This window comes from Geminocystis sp. GBBB08 (assembly GCF_016743215.1).
GTDB lineage: Bacteria > Cyanobacteriota > Cyanobacteriia > Cyanobacteriales > Cyanobacteriaceae > Geminocystis.
Map to the genome: position 1 here is coordinate 1 of NZ_VRZC01000052.1, position 23,315 is coordinate 23,315.

General features: G+C 34.0%; 18 protein-coding genes. 11 read left to right on the forward strand and 7 right to left on the reverse strand.

The genetic code is table 11. The annotated features are described in order from the left end of the window. Positions 1–1,030, forward strand: a 1,030-nt coding sequence (locus tag FWJ34_RS08680) for a TonB family protein (protein WP_308254928.1), incomplete at its 5' end; no start/stop codon positions are given. A gap of 158 nt (positions 1,031–1,188) precedes the next feature. Here the strand turns inward: FWJ34_RS08680 and FWJ34_RS08685 are convergent. Then, positions 1,189–1,734 carry a DUF3124 domain-containing protein gene (locus FWJ34_RS08685; RefSeq protein ID WP_308254929.1) on the reverse strand — a complete coding sequence of 182 codons (546 nt, stop codon included), beginning with the start codon at positions 1,732–1,734 and terminating at the stop codon, positions 1,189–1,191. A 399-nt stretch (positions 1,735–2,133) separates the two neighbouring features. Here FWJ34_RS08685 and FWJ34_RS08690 point away from each other — a divergent pair, with 399 nt between their 5' ends. The 5 genes from FWJ34_RS08690 to FWJ34_RS08710 all read left to right on the forward strand — a co-directional run bounded on the left by FWJ34_RS08690 (position 2,134) and on the right by FWJ34_RS08710 (position 7,511). Further along, entirely contained in the window at positions 2,134–3,456 is a 1,323-nt protein-coding gene (locus tag FWJ34_RS08690) for an ABC transporter substrate-binding protein (protein WP_308254930.1), read from the forward strand. A 164-nt stretch (positions 3,457–3,620) separates the two neighbouring features. Beyond that, positions 3,621–4,214: a ParA family protein gene (locus FWJ34_RS08695; protein ID WP_308254931.1), complete on the forward strand. Its 594-nt coding sequence runs from the start codon at positions 3,621–3,623 to the stop codon at positions 4,212–4,214. A 95-nt stretch (positions 4,215–4,309) separates the two neighbouring features. Then, positions 4,310–5,641 carry a recombinase family protein gene (locus FWJ34_RS08700; RefSeq protein ID WP_308254932.1) on the forward strand — a complete coding sequence of 444 codons (1,332 nt, stop codon included), beginning with the start codon at positions 4,310–4,312 and terminating at the stop codon, positions 5,639–5,641. A 46-nt stretch (positions 5,642–5,687) separates the two neighbouring features. Further along, positions 5,688–6,083 carry a lactoylglutathione lyase gene (gene gloA / locus FWJ34_RS08705; protein ID WP_308254933.1) on the forward strand — a complete coding sequence of 132 codons (396 nt, stop codon included), beginning with the start codon at positions 5,688–5,690 and terminating at the stop codon, positions 6,081–6,083. Positions 6,084–6,236: 153 nt separating this feature from the next. Continuing rightward, positions 6,237–7,511, forward strand: a complete 1,275-nt coding sequence (locus tag FWJ34_RS08710; RefSeq protein ID WP_308254934.1) for a J domain-containing protein — start codon at positions 6,237–6,239, stop codon at positions 7,509–7,511. A 249-nt stretch (positions 7,512–7,760) separates the two neighbouring features. Here FWJ34_RS08710 and FWJ34_RS08715 read toward each other — a convergent pair whose 3' ends face one another. Then, positions 7,761–9,359 carry a CTP synthase gene (locus FWJ34_RS08715; protein WP_308254935.1) on the reverse strand — a complete coding sequence of 533 codons (1,599 nt, stop codon included), beginning with the start codon at positions 9,357–9,359 and terminating at the stop codon, positions 7,761–7,763. Positions 9,360–9,672: 313 nt separating this feature from the next. On the opposite strand from FWJ34_RS08715, the gene FWJ34_RS08720 reads away from it, so the two are divergent. Next, positions 9,673–9,798 carry a hypothetical protein gene (locus FWJ34_RS08720; RefSeq protein ID WP_308254936.1) on the forward strand — a complete coding sequence of 42 codons (126 nt, stop codon included), beginning with the start codon at positions 9,673–9,675 and terminating at the stop codon, positions 9,796–9,798. Positions 9,799–9,972: 174 nt separating this feature from the next. On the opposite strand, the gene FWJ34_RS08725 is transcribed toward FWJ34_RS08720, so the two are convergent. Further along, complete coding sequence (locus FWJ34_RS08725; protein ID WP_308254937.1) at positions 9,973–10,404, reverse strand: hypothetical protein; 432 nt, start codon at positions 10,402–10,404, stop codon at positions 9,973–9,975. Positions 10,405–10,584: 180 nt separating this feature from the next. Here FWJ34_RS08725 and purL point away from each other — a divergent pair, with 180 nt between their 5' ends. Next, positions 10,585–12,852, forward strand: coding sequence for a phosphoribosylformylglycinamidine synthase subunit PurL (purL, locus tag FWJ34_RS08730; RefSeq protein WP_308254938.1), 2,268 nt, complete (start codon positions 10,585–10,587; stop codon positions 12,850–12,852). Between the two features lie 140 nt (positions 12,853–12,992). Then, entirely contained in the window at positions 12,993–13,202 is a 210-nt protein-coding gene (locus FWJ34_RS08735) for a hypothetical protein (RefSeq protein ID WP_308254939.1), read from the forward strand. 282 nt (positions 13,203–13,484) lie between these two features. On the opposite strand, the gene crtB is transcribed toward FWJ34_RS08735, so the two are convergent. The 4 genes from crtB to thrS form a co-directional block, all read right to left on the reverse strand. Next, positions 13,485–14,414 carry a 15-cis-phytoene synthase CrtB gene (crtB, locus tag FWJ34_RS08740; protein ID WP_308254940.1) on the reverse strand — a complete coding sequence of 310 codons (930 nt, stop codon included), beginning with the start codon at positions 14,412–14,414 and terminating at the stop codon, positions 13,485–13,487. Positions 14,415–14,939: 525 nt separating this feature from the next. After that, positions 14,940–16,346, reverse strand: coding sequence for a 15-cis-phytoene desaturase (gene pds / locus FWJ34_RS08745; protein ID WP_308254941.1), 1,407 nt, complete (start codon positions 16,344–16,346; stop codon positions 14,940–14,942). A 157-nt stretch (positions 16,347–16,503) separates the two neighbouring features. Beyond that, entirely contained in the window at positions 16,504–17,034 is a 531-nt protein-coding gene (gene pgsA, locus FWJ34_RS08750) for a CDP-diacylglycerol--glycerol-3-phosphate 3-phosphatidyltransferase (protein ID WP_308254942.1), read from the reverse strand. Between the two features lie 369 nt (positions 17,035–17,403). Then, positions 17,404–19,203, reverse strand: coding sequence for a threonine--tRNA ligase (gene thrS, locus FWJ34_RS08755; protein WP_308254943.1), 1,800 nt, complete (start codon positions 19,201–19,203; stop codon positions 17,404–17,406). Positions 19,204–19,404: 201 nt separating this feature from the next. On the opposite strand from thrS, the gene ald reads away from it, so the two are divergent. Then, positions 19,405–20,496 carry an alanine dehydrogenase gene (ald, locus tag FWJ34_RS08760; protein WP_308254944.1) on the forward strand — a complete coding sequence of 364 codons (1,092 nt, stop codon included), beginning with the start codon at positions 19,405–19,407 and terminating at the stop codon, positions 20,494–20,496. Positions 20,497–20,947: 451 nt separating this feature from the next. After that, positions 20,948–22,846, forward strand: a complete 1,899-nt coding sequence (gene dnaK / locus FWJ34_RS08765; protein ID WP_308254945.1) for a molecular chaperone DnaK — start codon at positions 20,948–20,950, stop codon at positions 22,844–22,846. Positions 22,847–23,315 lie beyond the last annotated feature (469 nt).

A 23,315-nucleotide genomic window follows, 5' to 3' on the forward strand; every position in this document is an offset into this window, starting at 1 on the left:
GTTAAGCAGTAATACTCTAGCTAGAAATAACGCTCCTCGTGCGATTAAACCCATTGAGAATAGTAGTAATAACCCTTTGAGTAATAGTTTCAACTCCTCAGCAAGGGTAGAAAATAGCAATAGTAATCAAACTTCCACCGTTGCACGTGTGAGTGAAGATATGCCCGTTTCCAGTGGCAGACTAACTCGTAGTAATAATAAAACTCCTAGTGCTATTAATGGTGGTAATGGCAATCAAGGGGGAGGAATAGGCAATTTAAGAAATACCCTTAGTGGTAATGGTAATGGGAGTGGTAATGGTAATGGGAGTGGTAATGGTAATGGGAGTGGTAATGGTAATGGGAGTGGTAATGGCATAGGTAATGGTAGAGGTAATGGCAATACGGTGTCTGGTATTCCTAGCAATATCGCTCCTACCAGTCAATCTGTGCCACAACGCCCCCAAGCTAAACCAACTCCTCCCCCCCCTGAAAGTATCAAATGTATTATTAATTGTGATCCTTCTTATCCTTCTGAGTTACAAGGGGTAGAAGGCAAAGCCACTGTTAAGGTGAATCTGGATAATAGCGGTAATGTTTTAGGGGTAAGTGTGGTTAATCCCCATAGTAACGGGGAGGTGAATCGACAGGCATTGTTAGCCGCCCGACAAATGCGTTTTTCTTCTCCTAGTGTTAATAATGCTTCGGTGCAGGTTAATATTCATTTTACTGTAGCTGGTTCCGAGTTTGATCGACTTGCTCGTCAGAAGAAAGAAGAAACCCAAAGACAAGCCAGATTAGCGGAGGAAAAAGAGCGTCAAGCCCGACAAGCACAATTGGAAAAAGAAAGATTACAACGTCAACAGCAGTTAGAAAAAGAGCGTCAAGAAAGAGATGCTCAAGCTAGAATGGAAAGGGAAAAAAGAGAGCGAGAATTACAAGAATCAGCACCAAAAATAACTCCTTCTAATGATACTAATAATCAACTTAATCCTCCTCATTTAGAAACTGAAATAAATCCTGATTCTGGTTTATCCGAAACTATGAATTAAATCTATAGCAATCCTATGTGAGTTGTGAGATTTTTAGAGGTGTTGGCTATCAGCTATCAGCTTTCAGTGGTCAGCTTTAAGGTATAGTTGAAAGAGGTGTTACCTAACCTTAATTATTATCTGGCAAAGACACACTACTGAGAACCTCAACCGTAAAGCTAAAATTCCTTGACAATTCTCCCTTGACTGATAAAAGATATTCCTTGAGTACTAGCGGTACTAACCATTACAGATTCTGCTATAGGTTGGGCAACTTTTTTGTCGGCTACCCATTCAATTAAAAAATTAGCACCAACTCCTCCTCTCGTATCATTATCTTCGATATAAAAATTAGTAGATGCTAGAGGTTTTAAACTAACAGGAGAAGCTAAATAATTATCAATTAAATCACCTTGATTGTTATAATATTTAACAGATTTAATAATAACAGAATTATCTAAATCAATATTATGAAAAGTCACAGTTACACCTAAATTATGGCTTCTTTGTTGATTAGAATGATAAATATTAGAATACACCGGCACATAAATAATTTGTCCTGTAATAGGCTTAAAATCAGAATGCAAATTAATTATTTCTGTATTAATAGGATGTTTATTATTAGTAATATTTATCTCTATATTTTCTAAATTTTGATTAGATTTACAACCAAAAAAGATAAAAAAAGTTAACAGAAAAAAAGAGAATAAATATTGTTTTAACATTTTCATTTTTAATTTTTTAGAGGAAATAATAGTTTTTTATATTCCATAACTATAGTAATTTTATCTATAGTAATTTTCAATCATTTATGATAATTTAAATCACCCTAAATAAGGAGAATTAACTTTTTATTTCTCATAACTCCTATAGAAATGCTATATATAGTAATCCTATGTGATTTGTGAGATTTAAAGAGGTGTTAGCTATCAGCTTTCAGTGGTCAGTTTTAAGGTATAGTAAGATTTACAGATTTATTTTTTAATTTTTAATTCTTCACGAATGATTTAGGATTGCTATATTCTCAATTTAACTTAAAATAGTTCTTTCAGTAATAAATTAAACAAATTTGAAAAGGTAAGGTATGATCTTAATTTAAACTTAACCGGGTATAAGAAAATATCATGAAAAACCGTCAACTTAAAAGATTTTTAACGTTATTAATTAGTATCAATTGGTTAACTGTGGGCTGTGGAATCTTTGGTACAACAGGAGAAAATCCAAGTAACAACAATCAAACACAAAATGCAAATAGCAACGCTTCAGGAAGTGAGGGCTTGAAATTAGGTGCTTTATTCCCTATAACAGGAGATTTGTCTTCTATAGGTCAAAATATGCCCATTGCGGCTCAATTAGCGGTGGATACTATTAACGCCTGTGGTGGTGTCAATGGTAAACCTGTGACTATTATCAAAGAAGATGATCAAACTGATCCAGTGGCAGGAAGTTCTGCTATAACTAAATTAACAGAAGTTGATAAAGTATCAGGAGTAGTAGGTTCATTTGCTAGTAGTGTGTCAACGGCGGCTTTAGATGTAGCGGTTAGAAATAATGTGATGATGATCTCTCCGGGTAGTACAAGTCCAGTTTTTACAGATAGGGCGAAAAAAGGGGAATTTAATGGATTTTGGGCTCGCACTGCACCTCCTGATACATACCAAGCCCAAGCCTTAGCCGCTTTAGCTGAGAAAGAAGGGTTTAAAAATGTTTCTACGGTAGTTATTAATAATGATTATGGTGTCGCCTTTGAGCAACAATTTATCAATGCTTTTACCACGGCAGGAGGCAATATTCTTAATAAGAATCAACCAGTACGTTATGATCCTAAAGCAACTACACTAGACTCAGAAGCAAGTTTGGCTTTTGCAAATCAACCTGATGCTGTAGCGGCGGTTTTATATGCAGAAACAGGCAGTTTATTGTTACAAGCGGCTTATAAGCAAGGTTTAAGTAAAGGTGTTACTGTATTATTAACCGATGGAGTTTATTCCGAAGATTTCACGAAACAAGTAGGAAAAACTGCTGATGGTACTTCAATTATAGCTGGTGCATTAGGTACTGTGCCGGGGGCAGATGGTAAGGCTTTAGCAGATTTTACCACTTTATGGAAGGAAAAAACAGGAGATAAACCCGTTACGGCTTTTGTACCTCATACATGGGATGCTACCATATTATTAATGTTAGCCGCCCAATCGGCAGGAAGCAATACTGGAGAAGCGATTAAAAGTAAAATTCGGGAAGTATCAGGAGGTGAAGGTACAGAAGTTACAGATCCTTGTCAGGCGATCGAATTATTGCGCAAAGGAGAGAAAATTAATTATCAAGGTGCTAGTGGCAACGTTGATATTGATGAAAATGGTGATGTTGTGGGAGTTTATGATGTATGGAAAGTAAAACCAGATGGCGGTTTAGAAGTTATTGATAAAATTTCTCCTATTATTCAATAGTTTTTTTTCATCATCAGGAATGAGAAATGAGGAATTTAGAATTTAGAATGAGGCAATAATGAATTAGAAATTAAGAGAAATAAAATTATCAACTATTCACTATTTACTATTTATTACCAAATCACTATTAACTAATCACTATCAACTATTCACTATTCACTATTATGTTAATTGCAATTGCTTCATTAAAAGGCGGTGTCGGAAAAACAACTACAGCCATCCATTTATCAACTTATTTACAAACAGATAAACCAACTTTATTAATAGATGCTGATCGCAATCGCTCTGCGTTAGTATGGGCTAGAGAAGATAATCTACCTTTTACTGTAGCATCTCAGGCTGGTTCGGCTACATTTATTCCTAAACATCAACATATTGTAACTGATATGAAAGCTGGTCCTGAAGAAGAAGATTTAGTAGATTTAGCTAAGGGTAATGATTTAATTATTATTCCGACAACTCCAAATCATCTCGATTTAGATGCAACTATTAAAGCGGTAGAATTTTTCAAAAAACATAATATTAATAATTATAAAATTCTCTTGACAAAAGTTGATTCAAGAACTACTAATAGTAAAACGGCAAAACAATTTTTAAGCAAGGATAATTTACCTTTATTTAAAACAGAAATACCTTTATTAATTGCCTTTGAAAGGGCATCTCAAAACGGAAAAACTGTAAAAGATTATAATGATTCTAGGGCAAAACAAGCATGGAAACAATACGCAGCTGTTGGTAAAGAAATTTTACACCATTAGGAATTAGAAATTAGAAATTAGAAATTAGAAATTAGAAATTAGGAATGGTATTTTGAAATTAATCGGTAAAACTCATTACTCATTACTCACTTATTTTGATTATCGCTTATACTTATACTGATCCGATTATTGATAAAACCCCTGATGCTTTTAATTGGGGTTGTGAAATTGAGGCGGTTTATCAAGATATAGGAAATAGAAAACAATTAGAAAATTTAATTCTCGATAGTAACAAAAATCCTCCTAACTATCTATTAATTCGCAGTTTATCTGAGTTTGGTAATAGTTTAGCTGAAGCAACTCAGGTGATGGCTAAAATAGAGATATTAGAGATAGAAATTATTGCGATTGAAGAAGATTATAATAGTAGTAAATTTAAGATAATAAAAGATAGTCAAACAAAAGAAAAACTAAGGATTATTTGGGAAAATCTCAATAAAAAATATCATAGTAGAAATTTACAGAAATCTCACAGTAATAATCGCTTAAATACTTTACCACCACCTGGAAAAGCACCTTTTGGATATTTAAAAGGAAAAGATAGTTATGTAATAAATAGGGCAACTTCTCCCATTATCAAAGATTTTTTTGAACGCTTTTTATTATATTCTTCAGTGAGTGATAGTGTCAGATACTTAGAACAAAAATATAACAAAAAAATTGCCTTATCTACTGCTATTAATTGGTTAAAAAATCCTGTTTATCGAGGAGATTTAGCTTATAAAAATAAAGAAATTATAGCTGATACTCACACCCCTATTATTAGCCGTGAAGAAGCCGCTCAAATTGATAGAATATTGAAAAGTCATCGCCTTGTTAAACCTCGAAGCACCTCTGCAAATTATGCTTTATCAGGGTTAGTTAAATGTAAAATTTGTAAATCATCTTACAAAATAACTAAAGTTACTAATAAACAATATCCTGAAAAATATTTATATTTAATTCCTACTCAATGTCAAGATAGTGTACGTTGTAAATCAATTAAATATGCTCAAGTTTTTGAGGAAATTATTAACATAATTTGTCGAGATTTTCCAGTATTAATTACCAATATTAATGCACCAGATCCTCAATTTATCCAAAATCAATTAGCTCAAGAAATACAAGATAAAGAAGAAATTTTAATAAAAATAAAACCATTGATTATAAACAATATTTTAGATGAAGAAACAGCACAATTTAGAATTTATAAAATTAACCTAGAAATTGCTCAACTAAAACAAAAAATAGCACAATTACCTCCTGATAATTTAGAAAAAATTGCTTCTACTTTTTCTAATGCTCAGTTTTGGAGTGATTTATCACCTTCTGAATGTCGTTTTTATTTGCGAGAATTTATTAAAGTAATTAACATTATACCTGTTAATAATAAGGATAAAACTTTTGAGATAACCTTAGATTTTATTTTTGCAACTAAGAACCAATAAAATTGATAATATATAATTATTGATTATTAATTACTAATTATTGATTATGCGTATTTTACACACAATGTTACGAGTTGGGCATCTTGAAAAATCCCTTGATTTTTACTGCAATGTTTTGGGAATGAAATTATTACGTCAAAAAGATTATCCTGATGGTAAATTTACTCTCGCTTTTGTGGGTTATGGGGATGAGGCTTCTAACACTGTTATCGAACTTACTTATAATTGGGATACCGATAGTTATAATATTGGTAACGGTTATGGTCATATTGCTTTAGGAGTTGATGATATTTACATCACTTGTGAGCAAATTAAGGCAAAAGGAGGTAAAGTGACAAGAGAACCAGGCCCCATGAAACATGGTTCAACAATAATTGCTTTCGTAGAAGATCCTGATGGCTATAAAATAGAGTTAATTCAAATTGCTATTCAAGGAAGTTAGTAATAATGAGGAATGAGCAATAGGGAATTATTAATTGTTAAAATTCTCAAACCTAGAAATACCAAGATTAAAACACTGTTTATTACGGCAACTTCTAAAAGAAATCTATTGTGTATTGTGAATAGAGATTAATAATTATATTTTTGTAAACAAATGGATAACTTAACCTTTGAAGAATGTTATAAAATACTTAATCTTACTTCAGAAGCAACATTGCCTGATATTGAAGAAAGTTATTATAAACTTGTCGGGGAAAAATTAAAAACAGGTAATAAACAAGATTTAATTGATTTAAAACACGCTCATTCTCAACTTATACAATTTTATCAAAATGATCAAGAAAATCAAATCAATAAAGAAAAAAAAGAATATGATAATTATTTAACTAAAACTATTAATCATCAGTTGAAAAATTTAGGTATTAAAATCAAAGTAATATCTTATCCTCAATATTTACAAGTAGTTATTAATAATGTTAAAATAGTCAAAAAAGAAGTATTAACTAAAATAATTTATGATAATCTTAAACATATTTTAAAAGATGCTGAAAGAGCTGTAATAATCTCAAATTTTGATCATAAAAATAACTTAATTTGGGAAGAAAAACTTAAAATTTGTACGGGAATTAATGCTCATAAAGCTCAAAAATATAATACAGCAATTCTTTTAGCAGAAGCAAAAATTAATACTAATACTTATGCTTTACCCATCGCTTTTTTAATGGCTTTTGTGATTAATTTTGTCGAACCTTTAGCATGGTTTATTAGTATGGGGGTTCATGAATTTGGTCATGGAACTATAGCATGGTTTTCTGGTTATCGTGCCATGGTGACATTTGCTGGAACAATTATATCAGATGATCGCTCATTATTTGTTTATTTTGGTATTTTAACTTTACTTTTTTTAACTTTTTATAGTGGTTGGAAAGAACGGAAAAAAAATACGATGATAATATCAGTTATTCTGGTCATTATTCAATTTATTTTAACATGGAAAACCTCTTACACTAACTATCAAATGTTATTATATTTTGGTGGAATTGGCGGAGAATTTTATCTAAGCACTCTCTTAATTATTTCCTTTTATTGGCGTTTACCAGATAGATTTTATTGGGAATTTTGGCGTTTTATTGCTTTAATAATTGGTGCAACTTCTTTTTGGGGAAGTTTTACAAAATGGCATCGAATAAGCGTAGGAAAAGAGCAAATTCCTTGGGGTACTTTTTGGGGAGGTAGAGGTGATTCTGGAGGTGATTTAAACGTTTTAAATCATGAAGTAGGCTGGAGTATTAATCAAATTATCAATACTTATAATACTTTAGGTTTTATTTGTTTATTAATTATTACTGGAATTTATCTTTATTTTTTATGGAAAAGCAATCCTATTTTTCGTTTAAAATTTAATAGTTATTTTTCTATTAATAAATAGGTTTTTTGTTGATTTTTAACTCAATTAGTGAATAATAAATAATTAATATAGCAATTTTCACATAAGCGAGGCAAGGTACGGGCAAGGGGCTTAAGCCCTTTGTTAACAAAAGTTATAGAGATCTCATCATAATGAAAAACGCTATATATGATGTGACTAACATTTCTTTGCGATACTTTAACAGTGTTAGATTTAAACTACTTTGCGCCTTTGCGCCTTTGCGAGAAAAAAAAAGCAATCAATTATATCCTAATTAATTGCCAAACAGGCCTTAATAAACCCTAAAAATAAAGGATGAGGTTGGCTAGGGCGGGATTTAAACTCCGGATGAAATTGAGTGGCAAGGAAAAATGGATGATTGGGTAACTCGATAATTTCTACTAATCTACCGTCAGGAGAAGTGCCACTAATTTGATAGCCTGTTTCCAAAAACTGATAACGAAAAGCATTATTAAATTCGTAGCGATGACGATGACGCTCATAAATTACTTCTTCTTTATATAACGAATAAGCTAAAGTATCAGGCACTAAACGACAAGGATATAACCCTAAACGCATTGTACCACCTAAATCAACCACGTCCTGTTGTTCTGGTAACAAGTTAATGACAGGATAGGGGGTTTCTTCGTCAAATTCAGCACTATTGGCTTTATCTAAATGAGCGGTATTTCTGGCCCATTCAATAACACTGCACTGCATTCCTAAACATAAACCCAAAAAAGGTATTTTATTTTCTTTAGCATATTGAATCGCTTTAACTTTACCGTCAACTCCTCTATTTCCAAAGCCCCCGGGTACAAGTATTCCATCAACATCACTAAGATAGTTTGTCGCTTCTTGTGATTCTATACCTTCAGCATCTACCCACAGTAATTCAATTTCGGCTGATTCGTTAATACCGGCATGAGTTAAGGCTTCTACTACGGATAAATAAGCATCACTAAGTTTTATATATTTACCCACGATGGCAATTTTTAGTTTACGCTCAGGATGTTGCATTTTTTGAACTAAATTTTCCCATTTTTCTAAATCTGGGAGACGATTTTCTAACCGTAATAATTTTAATACTTGTTCGGCTAATCCTTCTTTTTCTAAAGTTAAAGGCACTTCATAAATACTGCTAACATCAGAGGAAGTAATTACTGCTTCACTACGCACATCACAAAATTCAGCAATTTTTTCCTTAATATTGCTAGGAATATTTCGATGACAACGGCATACTAACACATCTGGTTGAATACCGAGCGATCGCAATTCTTTCACAGAGTGTTGAGTGGGCTTAGTTTTTAATTCTCCGGCGGCGGCAATCCAAGGAATAAGAGTAACGTGTAGGTATAAAACATTATCACGACCTACATCTTTACGAAATTGACGAATTGCCTCAAGGAAAGGTAAAGATTCAATGTCTCCCACCGTACCACCAATTTCCGTGATAACAACATCCGGATTTCGATTTTTAGCGACTCGATGAATACGCTCTTTTATTTCATTAGTAATATGGGGAATAACTTGCACCGTTGCCCCTTGATAGTTACCACGCCTTTCTTTATTGATTACGGCTTGATAAATTGAACCCGTAGTGACACTATTAAGACGAGAACAAGAAGTATCGGTGAAACGCTCATAATGCCCTAAATCTAAGTCAGTTTCAGCACCATCATCAGTAACAAATACTTCCCCATGTTGATAAGGACTCATTGTACCCGGATCTACATTAATATAGGGATCGAGTTTAAGGATAGATACAGAATAATTGCGAGATTTGAGTAAACGTCCTAAACTAGAACCAACAATGCCTTTACCTATACTAGAAACGACACCACCAGTTACAAATACAAATTTGGTCATTTTCAATAGTGAATTTGGTTGGGGAAATCACTTCCCGTAATATTTTACGAGTATTACTTTTTCAAATTATATCATGGAATAGGAATCAAGAATCAGAAATTAGCACGACTGACAAAATGTCGATTCTATTGCTTTCAATTATTGGTTATCATCTATTAATTCTTTATTTATTATTCATTATTATCTATTGATTGTTACCTAATTATTGACTATTTACTATAGAATCTCTATTTATTATTCACTATTCTCTATTACTTAATTCTTAAAACCAGTTCAATAGGTTTTTGTGATCAAAAAACTGATTAATATAAATATGGAAGCGATGATAAAGAATAATAATATTCCGCCGGGTAAAAAACCGAATAAGCCAAATCCCCTTAATAAATATAAAATTATCGTCAGAGGAATAAAAATAATTATGAGCAAACGTAAATTTTGATTTATTTTCTGAGTTTTTCTATTCATATAGTTTGATAATTTTTGATTTTTGACCATAAAAATTGCTACACTTAATTATTAATTATGGTTTTGAGTTAAATTTTGAGAATCACAACGACTTTTGAACCAAGTCGGGCTGATAAAGTGTATAAGGGTTTCGTTGATCATAATCTTATTAATTTTCCTGACAATAGCTATTGATATTATTAACTAAATTTTCTTGTTCTTGAGATAAATTGATCACTTGTTGTTGATAAATAACGGCATTTTCAGTGTCTTTATTTTGAAAAGATGTAATAAAATTACGGGTTACTATGGCATAATTTTGATATATTTTAGCTAATTTTTGACTAAATTCTGATAATGGTTCATCTGTAATTTTTTTATCTAAAATTAACTGGGCTGATTGATCAAAAATATCAGCTATTTCAAGTATTTTAGTTAAATCTTTTGTGGCTAAATTACTTTGAGTTACTTCGGCTAATTGATTACTAACATTTATAATTTGATCGCACTGTGACCTTCTATTATTAAAACATCCTGATAAAGCAAAACTAATACTAAGAAAAAGTAATAAAATTTTAAAATATTTTTTTTGTAAGCCCATGTAAGTCTAATAGTTTATTTTTTAATGTTTAATAAAGGTAGAAGAGATTTCCCTTAACTATCCTTAAAAAAAAATCGTACTTTTAAGTTTAGTTAATAATCAAAATAATTGTTAATTGCTAATTGCTAATTTTTAATTGTGCTGATATATTGTTATTAAGTCAATTAATCTCAAAAAAATATGTCCGTACCCTTTACCCCTCAAGAAATCGCCGCTGAAGGCATTAAACCCACAGAATATGAAGAAATCGTCAACAGATTAGGCAGACATCCTAACAAAGCCGAGTTAGGTATGTTTGGAGTAATGTGGTCAGAACATTGTTGTTATAAAAATTCAAAACCTTTACTATCACAGTTTCCTAGTGATGGCGATCGCATTTTAGTAGGGCCAGGAGAAAATGCCGGAGTAGTAGATTTTGGCAATGGTTTAAGGGTAGCATTCAAGATCGAATCTCACAATCATCCTAGTGCCATCGAGCCTTTTCAAGGAGCAGCAACGGGAGTAGGGGGCATTTTAAGGGATATATTTACTATGGGGGCACGTCCCATCGCTATTTTAAACTCTTTGCGCTTCGGAAATTTAGATAATCCCCACACTAGGAGAATTTTCAAAGGAGTTGTAGAAGGTATATCACACTATGGTAATTGCGTAGGCGTACCCACCGTTGGCGGTGAAGTTTATTTCAACTCCGCTTATAGTGGGAATCCCCTGGTCAATGCTATGGCAATCGGGTTGATGGAAACTGATGATATAGTTAAAGCTGGGGCTTCAGGTATCGGTAATCCTGTATTATATGTGGGTTCGACTACCGGTAGAGACGGCATGGGAGGCGCAAGTTTTGCCAGTGCGGAATTGACAGATGAATCTATGGACGATCGTCCCGCAGTACAAGTAGGAGATCCTTTCCTCGAAAAATCCTTGATAGAAGCCTGTTTAGAAGCCTTTAAAACTGGTGCTGTTGTCGCTGCACAGGATATGGGGGCAGCTGGTATTACTTGCTCAACATCAGAGATGGCGGCAAAAGGAGGCGTTGGCATTGAGTTAGATTTAGACAAAATTCCTGCTAGGGAAAAAGCCATGATACCCTATGAGTATCTGCTGTCAGAATCTCAAGAAAGAATGCTTTTTGTAGCCCATAAAGGGAGAGAGCAAGAATTAATTGACATCTTTGAGAAATGGGGACTTCATGCCGTTGTAGCAGGTAAAGTCATCCCTGAGTCCATTGTTAGAATACTACATAAAAATGCGATCGCCGCCGAAGTGCCTTCCACAGCCTTAGCAGATAATACACCAATTTATCACCATAAAGTCTTGACAAATCCGCCAGAATATGCTATGAAAGCATGGGCTTGGAGAGAAGAAGAATTACCAGAAGTCGAGAAAAACGGTGTAAAGGAGCAAAATTGGGAGCAAATTCTGTTAACTTTATTAGACACTCCTAGTATTGCTTCAAAAAGATGGATATATCGCCAATATGATCATCAAGTACAGAATAACACTGTTATGCTTCCGGGTGGAGCAGATGCCGCTATTATCAGAGTGCGCCCTGTTAACGGTAAACCCCAATTAGCTAAGACAGGTATCGCTGCAACCACCGATTGTAACCCTCGTTATGTATATTTAGAGCCAAATTTAGGGGCAAAATTAGCGGTTGCCGAAGCCGCGCGTAACTTGAGTTGTGTTGGTGCTGAACCTATTGCAGTTACAGATAACCTTAATTTTGGAAGCCCTGAAAAACCTATCGGTTATTGGCAATTACATCACGCTTGTCAAGGAATTTCTGAAGCGTGTAGAGAGTTTCAGACTCCTGTTACTGGTGGTAACGTATCATTATATAATGAGACCATAGACTCTGAAGGTAATCCTCAACCGATTTATCCGACTCCTGTCATTGGTATGGTAGGTTTGATACCTGATATTAACAAAATTTGTGGGCAAGGTTGGCAACAAGAAGGAGATTTAATCTATATTTTAGGTAAATTTAACCCCAGTTTCGGTGCATCGGAATATTTAGCCACTATTCATGACACCGTAGCAGGAAAACCTCCTGAGTTGGATTATGAGTTAGAAAAACAAGTGCAAGAGGTTTGCCGTGATGGTATTCGTCAAGGTTTAGTAAAATCTGCCCATGATGTCACTGAAGGAGGAATATCTGTGGCGTTAGCAGAATCTTGTATCAGTGGAAAATTAGGTGCTAAAGTTACTTTACCTAAAATTAATGCCCGTTTAGATAAGGTGTTATTCGGAGAATTAGCTAGTTTAATTATTATTTCGATTAATCCTGAAAATAAAAATCTTTGGGAAAGTTTATTAACGGAAAAATTAGGTGATAATTGGCAAAAAATCGGTGAAGTAAAATCAACAAATTTAATGATTAATAATCTGATTAACTTAGATGTTAAAACTATAACTGATACTTGGGAAAAAGCCATCGAAAATCGACTATAAAAAATTAGGGTGTGTTAAAAAAATATAACGCACCTTTATCAAATTTTATCATCAAGAAAAGTATCAATCTAAGGTTTTACACAAAAAATTTATTATTCATTATCCACAACTACTTATATTAATAATCTGAGATTCAGTTATTGCGGAAAATAGAACAAGATAAAAAAAATAAAGATAAGCATAAATATTTGTTAGTAATTGATGAAATAAATAGAGCAAATATAAGTGCTATTTTTGGAGAATTATTATATGCTTTAGATCGAGATAAAACCATCAATATAATATTAGGAGATAGTTGGGATACATACCCTATTTTTATCCCTGAAAATTTGCATTTCAAATGTGCTTAAAATAAAAATCAAGAATCTTTATATATAAGTCATCAAAAAAAGTTTAGCTATATTTAGAAAAGTAAATTGAATCGTGTGTTACTTTTGGAGATCGCTTCTTATCTGTGGTTTTAAAGTATCTATAACCTTTAATTTTAATAACTTTCTGATTTCCAACAGGAACCCCTAATTATAGTAAAATTTTTCGCAAAGAGCCAAAGAAAAACGCAAAGTTTTATTATAAGTTATTATCCGAATTTGATAGAATGAGGGGTTTAAACCCCTTGCTAATTATTACATTACTTATAAAACCTGTGCCCTTAACCATGCTACGGGTAAACAAAGCATTTTGTTTGGAGTTGGAACAAAAGCACGATATTGAAAAACATCATAGTTATTTTTTTTAATTATATCGAGAATACCTTGATATAACATCAAAGCCGACCACACCGGCCAACGTCCATCAGGATTTAAGGCTTTAATACCGCTTTCAGCTGATTCGTAATATTGTTTTGCACGATCAATTTGGAATTGCATTAAATTACACCAGCGATCGTCAATGACACCTTTGAATAAGTCTTCTTCAGTATAGTTAAACCTTGCTAAATCTTCTAAAGGTAAATAGATACGATTTCTGCCCCTATCTTCTCCTACGTCTCGAAGAATGTTAGTTAATTGATTAGCAATCCCCAAGTCGATAGCTTCTTCTTTTGGGATATAGGCTGAATCATGATACCAAGGGGCGTTTAAATAAGTTTCATCGATTCCCAAGACAGAGGAAGACATTAAACCTACAGTACCAGCGACACGGTAACAATAAAGTTTTAACTCCTCAAAAGTTTCATAACGGTTACGGTATAAGTCCATTCTCTGCCCAGCAATCATATCACGAAAAGGTTGAATCTCCATCGGAAAACGCTCAAGAGTATCCACTAAAGCCACATCAGGATCATCTATAGGTTGCCCAGCGAAGACTGATTCTAACTGTTGTTCCCATAAATCTAGGGTTTCAGGAGTTGTTAACTTGGCTTGAGGGCCATCTACTAATTCATCTGTACGCCGACACCATACATATATCGCCCAGATAGCACTTCGTTTTTGTTTAGGCATTAATAATGTGCCTAAATAGAAGGTTTTAGAATATTTTGCCGTGATTTGACGACAGTATTCATAAGATTCCTCTAGGGAGGCTAAGGGTTGTTTAGGTTGTAATTTTTTATGCAGTTGCAGCATTCATCCCTGCTGAAATAGTTAGCTAAATATAAGTTTAAAAATAAGAATAATGACGATTCTATAGTATTGTCTCACTTTCTGATCCATTTTCATCACGAAATTAGATCTAAATGTAGGTTAGATTGACTTTGCAAAATCCAAATTTTTGATTTTTGGTTGCATTGTCATTTAATTTACCGTAATTTATTACTCACATTTTGCACTCTTTACATAAAAACTAAGTAAAAGGTGGCCGGTAGTAGATGTCAGGTTTGATGATTTTTGACTATTTTAAGGGTTGAGGCAACAATTAAGATTTTTTTTGTTAGCCTAAAATTAACTCTTTTTTCTTAACCTAAAACCTAAAAACCGAGATGTTTTTCTTAAGGTGCAAGATGTCAGTATTATTTATTTTTCAGAGACTTTTGGTACAAAAAATTTTTAAGTGGCTTGTAGTAAGGGATTTGTTCCTTCTTTTCCTAAATATGATCAAGATCTAATATTTTAGGGTGTTGGGTGGTACTTTCCTTTACTCAAGCTACGATGTTACACTAGAGCAGGTTGTTTAATCATAGTAACAGGATAATCTTTAGTTACCACTTCGGCTGTACGTTTACCTGATAATACTGCTCCTTCCATACTTCCTAAGTATTCCTGCATGGTGAAATCTCCTGCTAAATAAAAGTTAGAGATGGGTGTTTTTTGAGAAGGACGATAGGCTTGTCTTCCTGGTGTCGCTTTATATACGGATCTCGGGGTTTTCACTACATGAGATTTTAAAACTTTAGCTGGGTTATCACCGTTAAAATGTTGGGGAAATAACTGTTTTAATTCCACCATTGTGGCTTCAATAATTTCTTCATCGGATTTGCTAATCCAATCCTCCGCCGGTGCTAAAACTAACTCTAACATTGATTTATCAGGATTGCTATATTCTTTACAAGTGTTGCTCATATCAGCATAAACACTCAATAAAGGCGATCTAGAAAATAAAAGATGATCAATATTGGTAAGTTTGCGATCAAACCACAAATGTAAATTTATAACTGGGACTCCTTCCAAACCTTCTAATTTTTGAAAAAAGGGATTTTCTTTCCATGGGGGGGGTAAAATTACTTTCAAAGGATCAACAGGCATCGCAGAAACATAAACATCGGCGATCAAAATTTCATCTTCAGCACCATCTAAACCTCGTAATAAAAAGCCTTTGACGCTACCATCTTCATTTAATAAAATGTCCTTGAGAGGTGCATTTAAACGGACTTGTCCTCCTCTTTGGGTGATATAGTCCACAATGGGCTGACATAATCTTTCTGTAGGTGAACCGTCTAAGAAAGCCATTTTTGAGCCATTTTTTTCTTGTAAAAAGCGATTTAAAGCTGTTAAGAGTATAGTAGCAGAAATTTCATCAGGATTAATGAAGTTCAAAGCCTTTGACATAGCGATAAAAACTTCTTTCTCAATCCTAGGAGGAATGTTTTGTTTTGCCATCCATTGTGACCATGAATATTGATCCATTTCTTCAACATATTCTTGTCCTTTAATGATTGCTGGTAACAAACCTAAGCCAAATTTTATTTTTTCGCCCCACGTTAACATATCATTATTGCGTAAAATGGCCACTAAACCATTAATAGGAGCGGGAAGATCGGGAAAATCGAACCTTGAATAAGTACCGGGTTTATCAGGTTGATTGAAAATCATCGAGTGTTCTTTCCATTGTAAACGATCTTCAATACCTAACTCATGGAATAATTGCAACATATTGGGGTAAGCACCAAAAAAGATATGAAGTCCTGTTTCATACCAGTCTCCATCCTTATCTTTCCATGCGGCAACTTTTCCGCCTAAAACGTCACGTCTTTCAAGAACAATAGGTGTATGTCCTGCATCTGCTAAATATTTTGCGCAAGAAAGTCCGGCTAATCCTGCACCTGCTATGGCTATTCGCATCTAATTTTTTCTTCTTCTACATTTTTCTTTTTATCATTTTAGTAGTAAATCTTGACATTTCGTAACATTTTTTTAATAATTTTTTTGACCAATCATAAAATAACACAAATATACTATACTTAAATCCTACCTGATCCTCCTTAATAAAGTAGAATAACTATTTAAAGTCTTTTTGAATTGGAATGATATAGATTAAACCAGAAATAATCGTTAAAAATAAGGCTATCCAAAAAGAGATTAAACCAAATGTTTGCCAAATGTCTGATAAAGGAATAATGAGTAGGCTAATAGCGATAATTTGCATAACCGTTTTGAGTTTTCCCCAAATATTTGCACCTGAAATATTGTCTTGTTTCGCCAATTGAGGATTAACTCTCCATCCTGCAATGACAATTTCTCTGACAATAATTATTAATACTGCCCATGCGGGTATTTGTTGACGTTCGATTAAAACTAAAAAAGGAGCAATTACGAGGATTTTATCGGTTAAAGGGTCTAAAAATTTGCCTAATTCGGTGATTTGATTCAATTTTCGAGCTAAATAACCATCTAACCAATCTGTTAAAGCTGCGATGATAAAAATAGCGAGGGCTATCCATTGATAATTATTTTCTGGTTGATATAATAAATATATTAAAGGAATAACAAGAATAATTCTAATTAAAGTTATGGAGTTTGGTATATTCAATTTAATTAAGTAATAAGTAATATTTAGATTCTGTACATCAACTCAAAACTCACTGTAAAATTTATTTTAAGTACTTGAGCAAAATTAATTGTATATAGGCAATGGGTAACAAGGGGTTTAAACCTCTTGCCTTGCATTGTTGTCAAGGGCTTGGGAAAAATAAAATCCACAATTAATTTTACTTACCTACTTAGATAACAGATAACGTTAATTCAAATGAACTATAAATTTGATTTTATCTGACTTTTTTGTTCAATTTCTTGAATGTTTATTTTTAGCTTTAAAATTTATTACAAAGCTATTTTATATTCCTCATTCCTCGTGAAACAGGCATTTTGCTCGTAATTCCTCAGACTCATTCTTCATTCTTTAAAAGTTGCCGTGATTTGCGATGGCATTAGCCATTTTTTCGATTACTTCTGTGTAAGCAATTTCACCTAATTCCCCAGAAGCACGGGTACGAATATTAAGGGTATTGTTTTCGACTTCAGAAGCTCCAACTACCGCCATAACAGGAATTTTCTGTTTTTCACCGTTACGAATCATCTTACCTAATCTTTCGTTACTATTATCTACTTCAGCACGAATACCAGCAAGTAGCATTTTTTGACAGACTTCTTGAGCATACCCATAAAAATCACCGCTAACCGGCATTAAACGAGCTTGAATAGGTGCTAACCATAGTGGGAAATCCCCTGCATATTCTTCAATTAAAATGCCGATAAGACGCTCTAAAGAGCCAAAGGGGGCTCGATGAATCATAATCGGACGTTGACGAGTACCATCAGGGGCAGTATATTCAAGATCGAAACGTTCAGGTAAATTGTAATCAACTTGAACTGTTCCTAATTGCCATTCTCTTTCTAAGGCATCTTGAAAAATAAAGTCTAATTTTGGCCCATAAAAAGCGGCTTCTCCTTCTGCTTCAAAATAATCCATATCGAGATGTTTGACGGCGTTACGGATCGCATTTTGAGCTTTTTCCCACACTTCATCACCTCCTATATATTTGTCAGAATTAGGATCACGGAAACTTAAACGAGCTTTAAAATTCTTTAGTTGTAGGCTCTTAAATACTGATAAAATTAAGTCAACCACATTGAAAAATTCTGACTCAAGTTGATCAGGAGTTACAAACAGGTGAGAATCATCAACAGTAAAGCCTCTAACCCTTGTTAAACCCCCTAATTCTCCTGACTGTTCATAACGATACACTGTCCCAAATTCCGCTAAACGCATAGGTAATTCACGATACGATCGCAATTCATTTTTATAAATTTGAATGTGAAAAGGGCAATTCATGGGTTTTAAGACGAAACCGACTTCTTTTTCTGCTTCTTCTTCGTTATCAGCCATCATAGGAAACATATCTTCTTTGTAGTTTTGCCAATGACCAGAAATTTTAAATAAATCGACTCTACCAATATGAGGAGTAACAACTTGTAAATAACCCCGTTTCGTTTGCTCTTTTTTCAAGAAATCCTCTAAAGTTGAGCGAATTAGAGTGCCTTTTGGTGTCCAAAGTGGCAAACCCGGACCAACAGGATCTGCGAAAATAAATAAACCCAATTCTTTGCCTAGTTTACGGTGATCCCGTTTTAGGGCTTCTTCTTTACGTCTTTTATATTCGGCTAATTGTTCGGGGGTTTCCCATGCAGTACCGTATAATCTTTGTAATTGTTTATTATTTGCATCACCTCGCCAGTAAGCTCCTGCAATACTTTCAAGTTCGATCGCCTTCGGATTTAAGTCGGCGGTGGAGTCAACGTGAGGACCTGCACATAAATCCCACCATTCTTCAGCTAAATGGTATATTGTGATAGTATCATCTTTAATACTGTCTAAAATCTCCAATTTATAGGGTTCGTTAATATTTTTGATCCTAATTTGGGCTTCTTCTCTAGTAACAACTTCTCGAATTACTGGTAATTTACGGTTAATAATTTTAATCATTTCTTTCTTGATTGCCTTCAAATCCTTTTCTGTTAAAGGTTCGGACAAATCAAAATCATAATAAAAACCGTTTTCTGTCCAAGGACCGATCGTCACCTGAGCATTAGGGTATAATTTTTGTACAGCCATCGCCATGACATGAGAAGTGGTATGACGAATTTTCTTAAGTTGTTCAGATTCGCTGGTGCGTGGTAATTTAATCGTTTCTGTGGTCATTGAAGTTTTATAAATTGAAGAAAATAAGATAATATCAGTTTCGATTCTTTGATTTTGTGTGTATTTCTTGGAACTCCCCTTAAAAGGAGTAAGGCAAAGATGGAAAAAGCGATAAAGGTTATTTCTTATTCTAACTGTTATCTCAAACCTACCCAAGGATTATAATTTGATCTTGATTAAAGATTCTCAGAAAAAATTAAAATGAAAATTGGTGTTCCTAAAGAAATTAAAGATCAAGAGTTTCGAGTTGGTTTAACTCCGGCTAGTGTTAAAGTTTTAACCCAACAAAATCATCAGGTTTTTATGGAAGAAAATGCGGGAATAGGCTCAGGTTTTAGTAACGAAGATTATCAAAAAGCTGGGGCAACTATCGTTGATACTCAAAACTCATGGAATCAAGAATTAATCATTAAAGTCAAAGAGCCTCTTGCTTCGGAGTATGATTATATCCATCAGGGACAAATATTATTTACCTATCTTCATTTAGCTGCCGATCGTAGTTTAACAGAATTTCTCCTTAAAAGTGGAGTGACGGCGATCGCTTATGAAACTGTACAATTAGCTGATGGCAGACTACCTTTATTAACTCCTATGAGTATCATTGCAGGTAAATTAGCGGTACAAATTGGGGTGAGGTACTTAGAAAAACAACAAGGTGGCAAAGGTGTTCTACTCGGAGGAATACCGGGAGTATCCCAAGGAAATGTGGTTATTTTAGGGGGGGGGATTGTTGGCACAGAAGCGGCTAAAATTGCTGTGGGAATGGGAGCAAAAGTTACTATTTTAGATGTAAATATTGATAGATTAGCTTACTTAGAAACCCTTTTCGGATCGAGAGTCGAATTATTATATAGTAATTCTCAACATATAGCCCAAAGTGTAATTAAAGCTGATCTATTAATTGGTGCAGTATTAATTACGGGTAAAAAAGCCCCTATCCTCGTTTCACGGGAATTAGTAAAAACCATGTCTGAAGGTTCAGTAATTATGGATGTGGCTGTAGATCAAGGAGGTTGCATCGAAACATTACGACCCACTTCTCATAGTAATCCTAGCTACACAGAAGAAGGAGTAATTCATTTAGGTATTCCTAACCTTCCGGGGGCTGTGCCTTGGACAGCTACTCAAGCACTCAATAACAATACTTTACTTTATGTTTTAAAACTAGCCAACCAAGGCATTGGGGCATTAAAACAAGATGCAAGTTTGGCTCAAGGGTTAAATATACAGTATCATCAATTAGTACATCCAGCCGTACAGCAAGTATTCCCTGACTTAATCGGGAATAGGTAAATGATCTTACCTCAGTTCGACATAAAATTATCGGTTAGGATAAGGTGTGACGGTATCTGGTATTAGGTATCAGGTAAAGAATTAGTAAAAAAGTTATTCAAATTGATTTTATCAAAATTAAATTAAATAATTAATTGATCTAAATAAAGAAATTGTTAACCGGCAACCTGTCACCTGAAACCTATTAACCTCAAGAATTCTTTTATCGAACTCAGGTGATCTTTGTTTAAAAATGAGTAGGTATCCGTTAACAATTAAAATCTCTTTCTTATTCTAGGTACGGAAAACTACACTACCTTAAAGGGGTTACTTTCCTTCAATATAGGAATAGAAAATTAATAATTGATATATAAATCATTAATATATTGCACAACAATAGACTTTTATCAATTTTAATTACTTAAACTATTGTAAATTACATATATTAAAATAAAAAGGAAAAATATATATTATGGGAAAAGTCGTAGGTATTGATTTAGGCACAACTAACTCTTGTGTCGCTGTAATGGAAGGTGGTAAACCTGTTGTAATTGCTAACGCTGAAGGTTTTAGAACCACTCCTTCTGTGGTTGCATATGCTAAAAATGGCGATCGCCTAGTAGGACAAATTGCCAAACGTCAAGGGGTAATGAATCCCGAAAATACTTTTTATTCCGTTAAACGTTTTATTGGGAGAAAATATGATGAAGTTACTAACGAAACAACAGAAGTATCTTATAAAGTCTTAAATGTTAATGGCAATGTTAAGTTAGATTCTCCTTCTCAAGGTAAACAATTTTCACCAGAAGAAATTTCAGCCCAAGTTTTGCGCAAATTAGTAGAAGATGCGAGTAAATATTTAGGAGAAACCGTTACAGAGGCCGTAATTACTGTACCTGCTTACTTTAACGACTCTCAACGTCAAGCCACCAAAGACGCAGGAAAAATAGCGGGTATTGAAGTTAAACGTATTATTAACGAGCCAACCGCCGCATCTTTAGCTTATGGTTTAGATAAAAAAAGTAATGAGACTATCTTAGTATTTGACTTGGGTGGTGGTACTTTTGACGTTTCTGTCTTAGAAGTAGGTGACGGTGTATTTGAAGTTTTAGCCACATCTGGAGATACTCACTTAGGTGGTGATGACTTTGATAAAAAAATCGTTGACTTTTTAGCAGCAGACTTTAAAGCAAAAGAAGGTATTGATTTACGCAAAGATAAACAGGCTTTACAACGATTAACCGAAGCGGCGGAAAAAGCTAAAATTGAATTATCTAGCGTCTCTCAAGCGGAGATTAACTTACCCTTCATCACCGCTACTCAAGACGGACCAAAACACTTAGAATTAACTTTAACTCGTGCTAAATTTGAAGAGTTATGTGCTGATTTAATTGATCGTTGTGCTATTCCTGTTCAAAATGCCCTTAAAGATTCTAAACTTAGTGCTAGTGATATTGATGAAGTTGTATTAGTTGGTGGTTCAACTCGTATCCCTGCTGTTAAAGAAGTAGTGAAAAAAGTTCTTGGAAAAGAGCCTAATCAAACCGTTAACCCTGATGAAGTGGTAGCGGTGGGTGCGGCTATTCAAGGGGGTGTTTTAGCAGGAGAAGTCAAAGATATTCTGTTATTAGATGTAACTCCTCTTTCTCTTGGTGTTGAAACCCTTGGGGGTGTCATGACTAAAATTATCCCCAGAAACACCACTATTCCTACCAAAAAATCAGAAACCTTCTCTACGGCAGTAGATGGCCAAAGTAATGTAGAAATTCATGTTTTACAAGGTGAGCGAGAATTTTCTAAAGATAACAAGAGTTTAGGCACTTTTCGTTTAGATGGCATTCCTCCTGCACCCCGAGGCGTACCTCAAATTGAAGTTATTTTTGATATTGACGCTAACGGTATTTTAAATGTAACTGCTAAGGACAAAGGTACTGGTAAAGAACAATCAATTAGTATTACTGGTGCTTCTACTTTACCTTCAGATGAAGTTGATCGTATGGTGAAAGAAGCAGAAAAGAATGCAGCAGCCGATAAAGAAAAACGGGATGCGATTGAGCGTAAAAATCAAGCGGATTCTTTAGTATATCAAGCTGAAAAACAACTAACCGAATTAGGGGAAAAAGTTTCTGGTGATGATAAAACTAAAGCTGAAGGATTGATTAAAGATCTGAAAGATGCTGTAGCTCAAGAAGATGATGAGAAAATCAAAACCCTTATGCCCGAATTACAACAATTGTTATATACTATCGGCACTAACATTTATCAGCAGTCTGGTGGTGCAACTCCAGGAGCTGATACTACAGGCACAAATGACACTAACCCCAATAATGGCGGTGATGATGTGATTGACGCTGAATTTTCTGACAATTAGATTTTGAATTTTAATTTAATTCCAAGCTAGGAAAGTATCTGAATTGACCCTTTATCCTCCCTTCAAAGGTGGGGAGGGAAAAGAAAAAAGGTAAATATTTGAGTCAAAAGGCAAAGGGTTTAAACCCCTTGTTAGGAGTTAGGAAAAAAATGTCAGTTAAATGCGTTTTAGCTTAACTCTCAAACTCAAATCATTTCCAAATTCTTCGGGCAACGATGCACTGGGCACTGGGCAATGGCTAAATTCTAAATTCTTCAGGCAATAGTTACTAAAATTGATAATTTCTCACCTAAAATAGATTTTATAGCAATTTTCACATAAGCGAAGTACAGGCAAGGGACTTAAGCCCCTTGTTAGCAAGATTTATAGAACCCATTTGGTATCTTTTTTAGAATGGTTACATAATAATGATTTCAGAAGAAATACTTTAATCTCGTCAAAGCCTTTTGTTATTTGGGTTACAGGCGTA

Bases quoted from the DNA above. Each gene is read 5' to 3' on its own strand.
- thrS (WP_308254943.1), bottom strand. From the start codon at position 19,203: ATGACCACAGAAACGATTAAATTACCACGCACCAGCGAATCTGAACAA.
- crtB (WP_308254940.1), bottom strand. From the start codon at position 14,414: ATGCTGCAACTGCATAAAAAATTACAACCTAAACAACCCTTAGCCTCC.
- FWJ34_RS08715 (WP_308254935.1), bottom strand. From the start codon at position 9,359: ATGACCAAATTTGTATTTGTAACTGGTGGTGTCGTTTCTAGTATAGGT.
- FWJ34_RS08695 (WP_308254931.1), top strand. From the start codon at position 3,621: ATGTTAATTGCAATTGCTTCATTAAAAGGCGGTGTCGGAAAAACAACT.
- FWJ34_RS08725 (WP_308254937.1), bottom strand. From the start codon at position 10,404: ATGGGCTTACAAAAAAAATATTTTAAAATTTTATTACTTTTTCTTAGT.
- FWJ34_RS08710 (WP_308254934.1), top strand. From the start codon at position 6,237: ATGGATAACTTAACCTTTGAAGAATGTTATAAAATACTTAATCTTACT.
- FWJ34_RS08720 (WP_308254936.1), top strand. From the start codon at position 9,673: ATGGAAGCGATGATAAAGAATAATAATATTCCGCCGGGTAAAAAACCG.
- gloA (WP_308254933.1), top strand. From the start codon at position 5,688: ATGCGTATTTTACACACAATGTTACGAGTTGGGCATCTTGAAAAATCC.
- pds (WP_308254941.1), bottom strand. From the start codon at position 16,346: ATGCGAATAGCCATAGCAGGTGCAGGATTAGCCGGACTTTCTTGCGCA.
- purL (WP_308254938.1), top strand. From the start codon at position 10,585: ATGTCCGTACCCTTTACCCCTCAAGAAATCGCCGCTGAAGGCATTAAA.
- dnaK (WP_308254945.1), top strand. From the start codon at position 20,948: ATGGGAAAAGTCGTAGGTATTGATTTAGGCACAACTAACTCTTGTGTC.
- FWJ34_RS08690 (WP_308254930.1), top strand. From the start codon at position 2,134: ATGAAAAACCGTCAACTTAAAAGATTTTTAACGTTATTAATTAGTATC.
- ald (WP_308254944.1), top strand. From the start codon at position 19,405: ATGAAAATTGGTGTTCCTAAAGAAATTAAAGATCAAGAGTTTCGAGTT.
- FWJ34_RS08685 (WP_308254929.1), bottom strand. From the start codon at position 1,734: ATGTTAAAACAATATTTATTCTCTTTTTTTCTGTTAACTTTTTTTATC.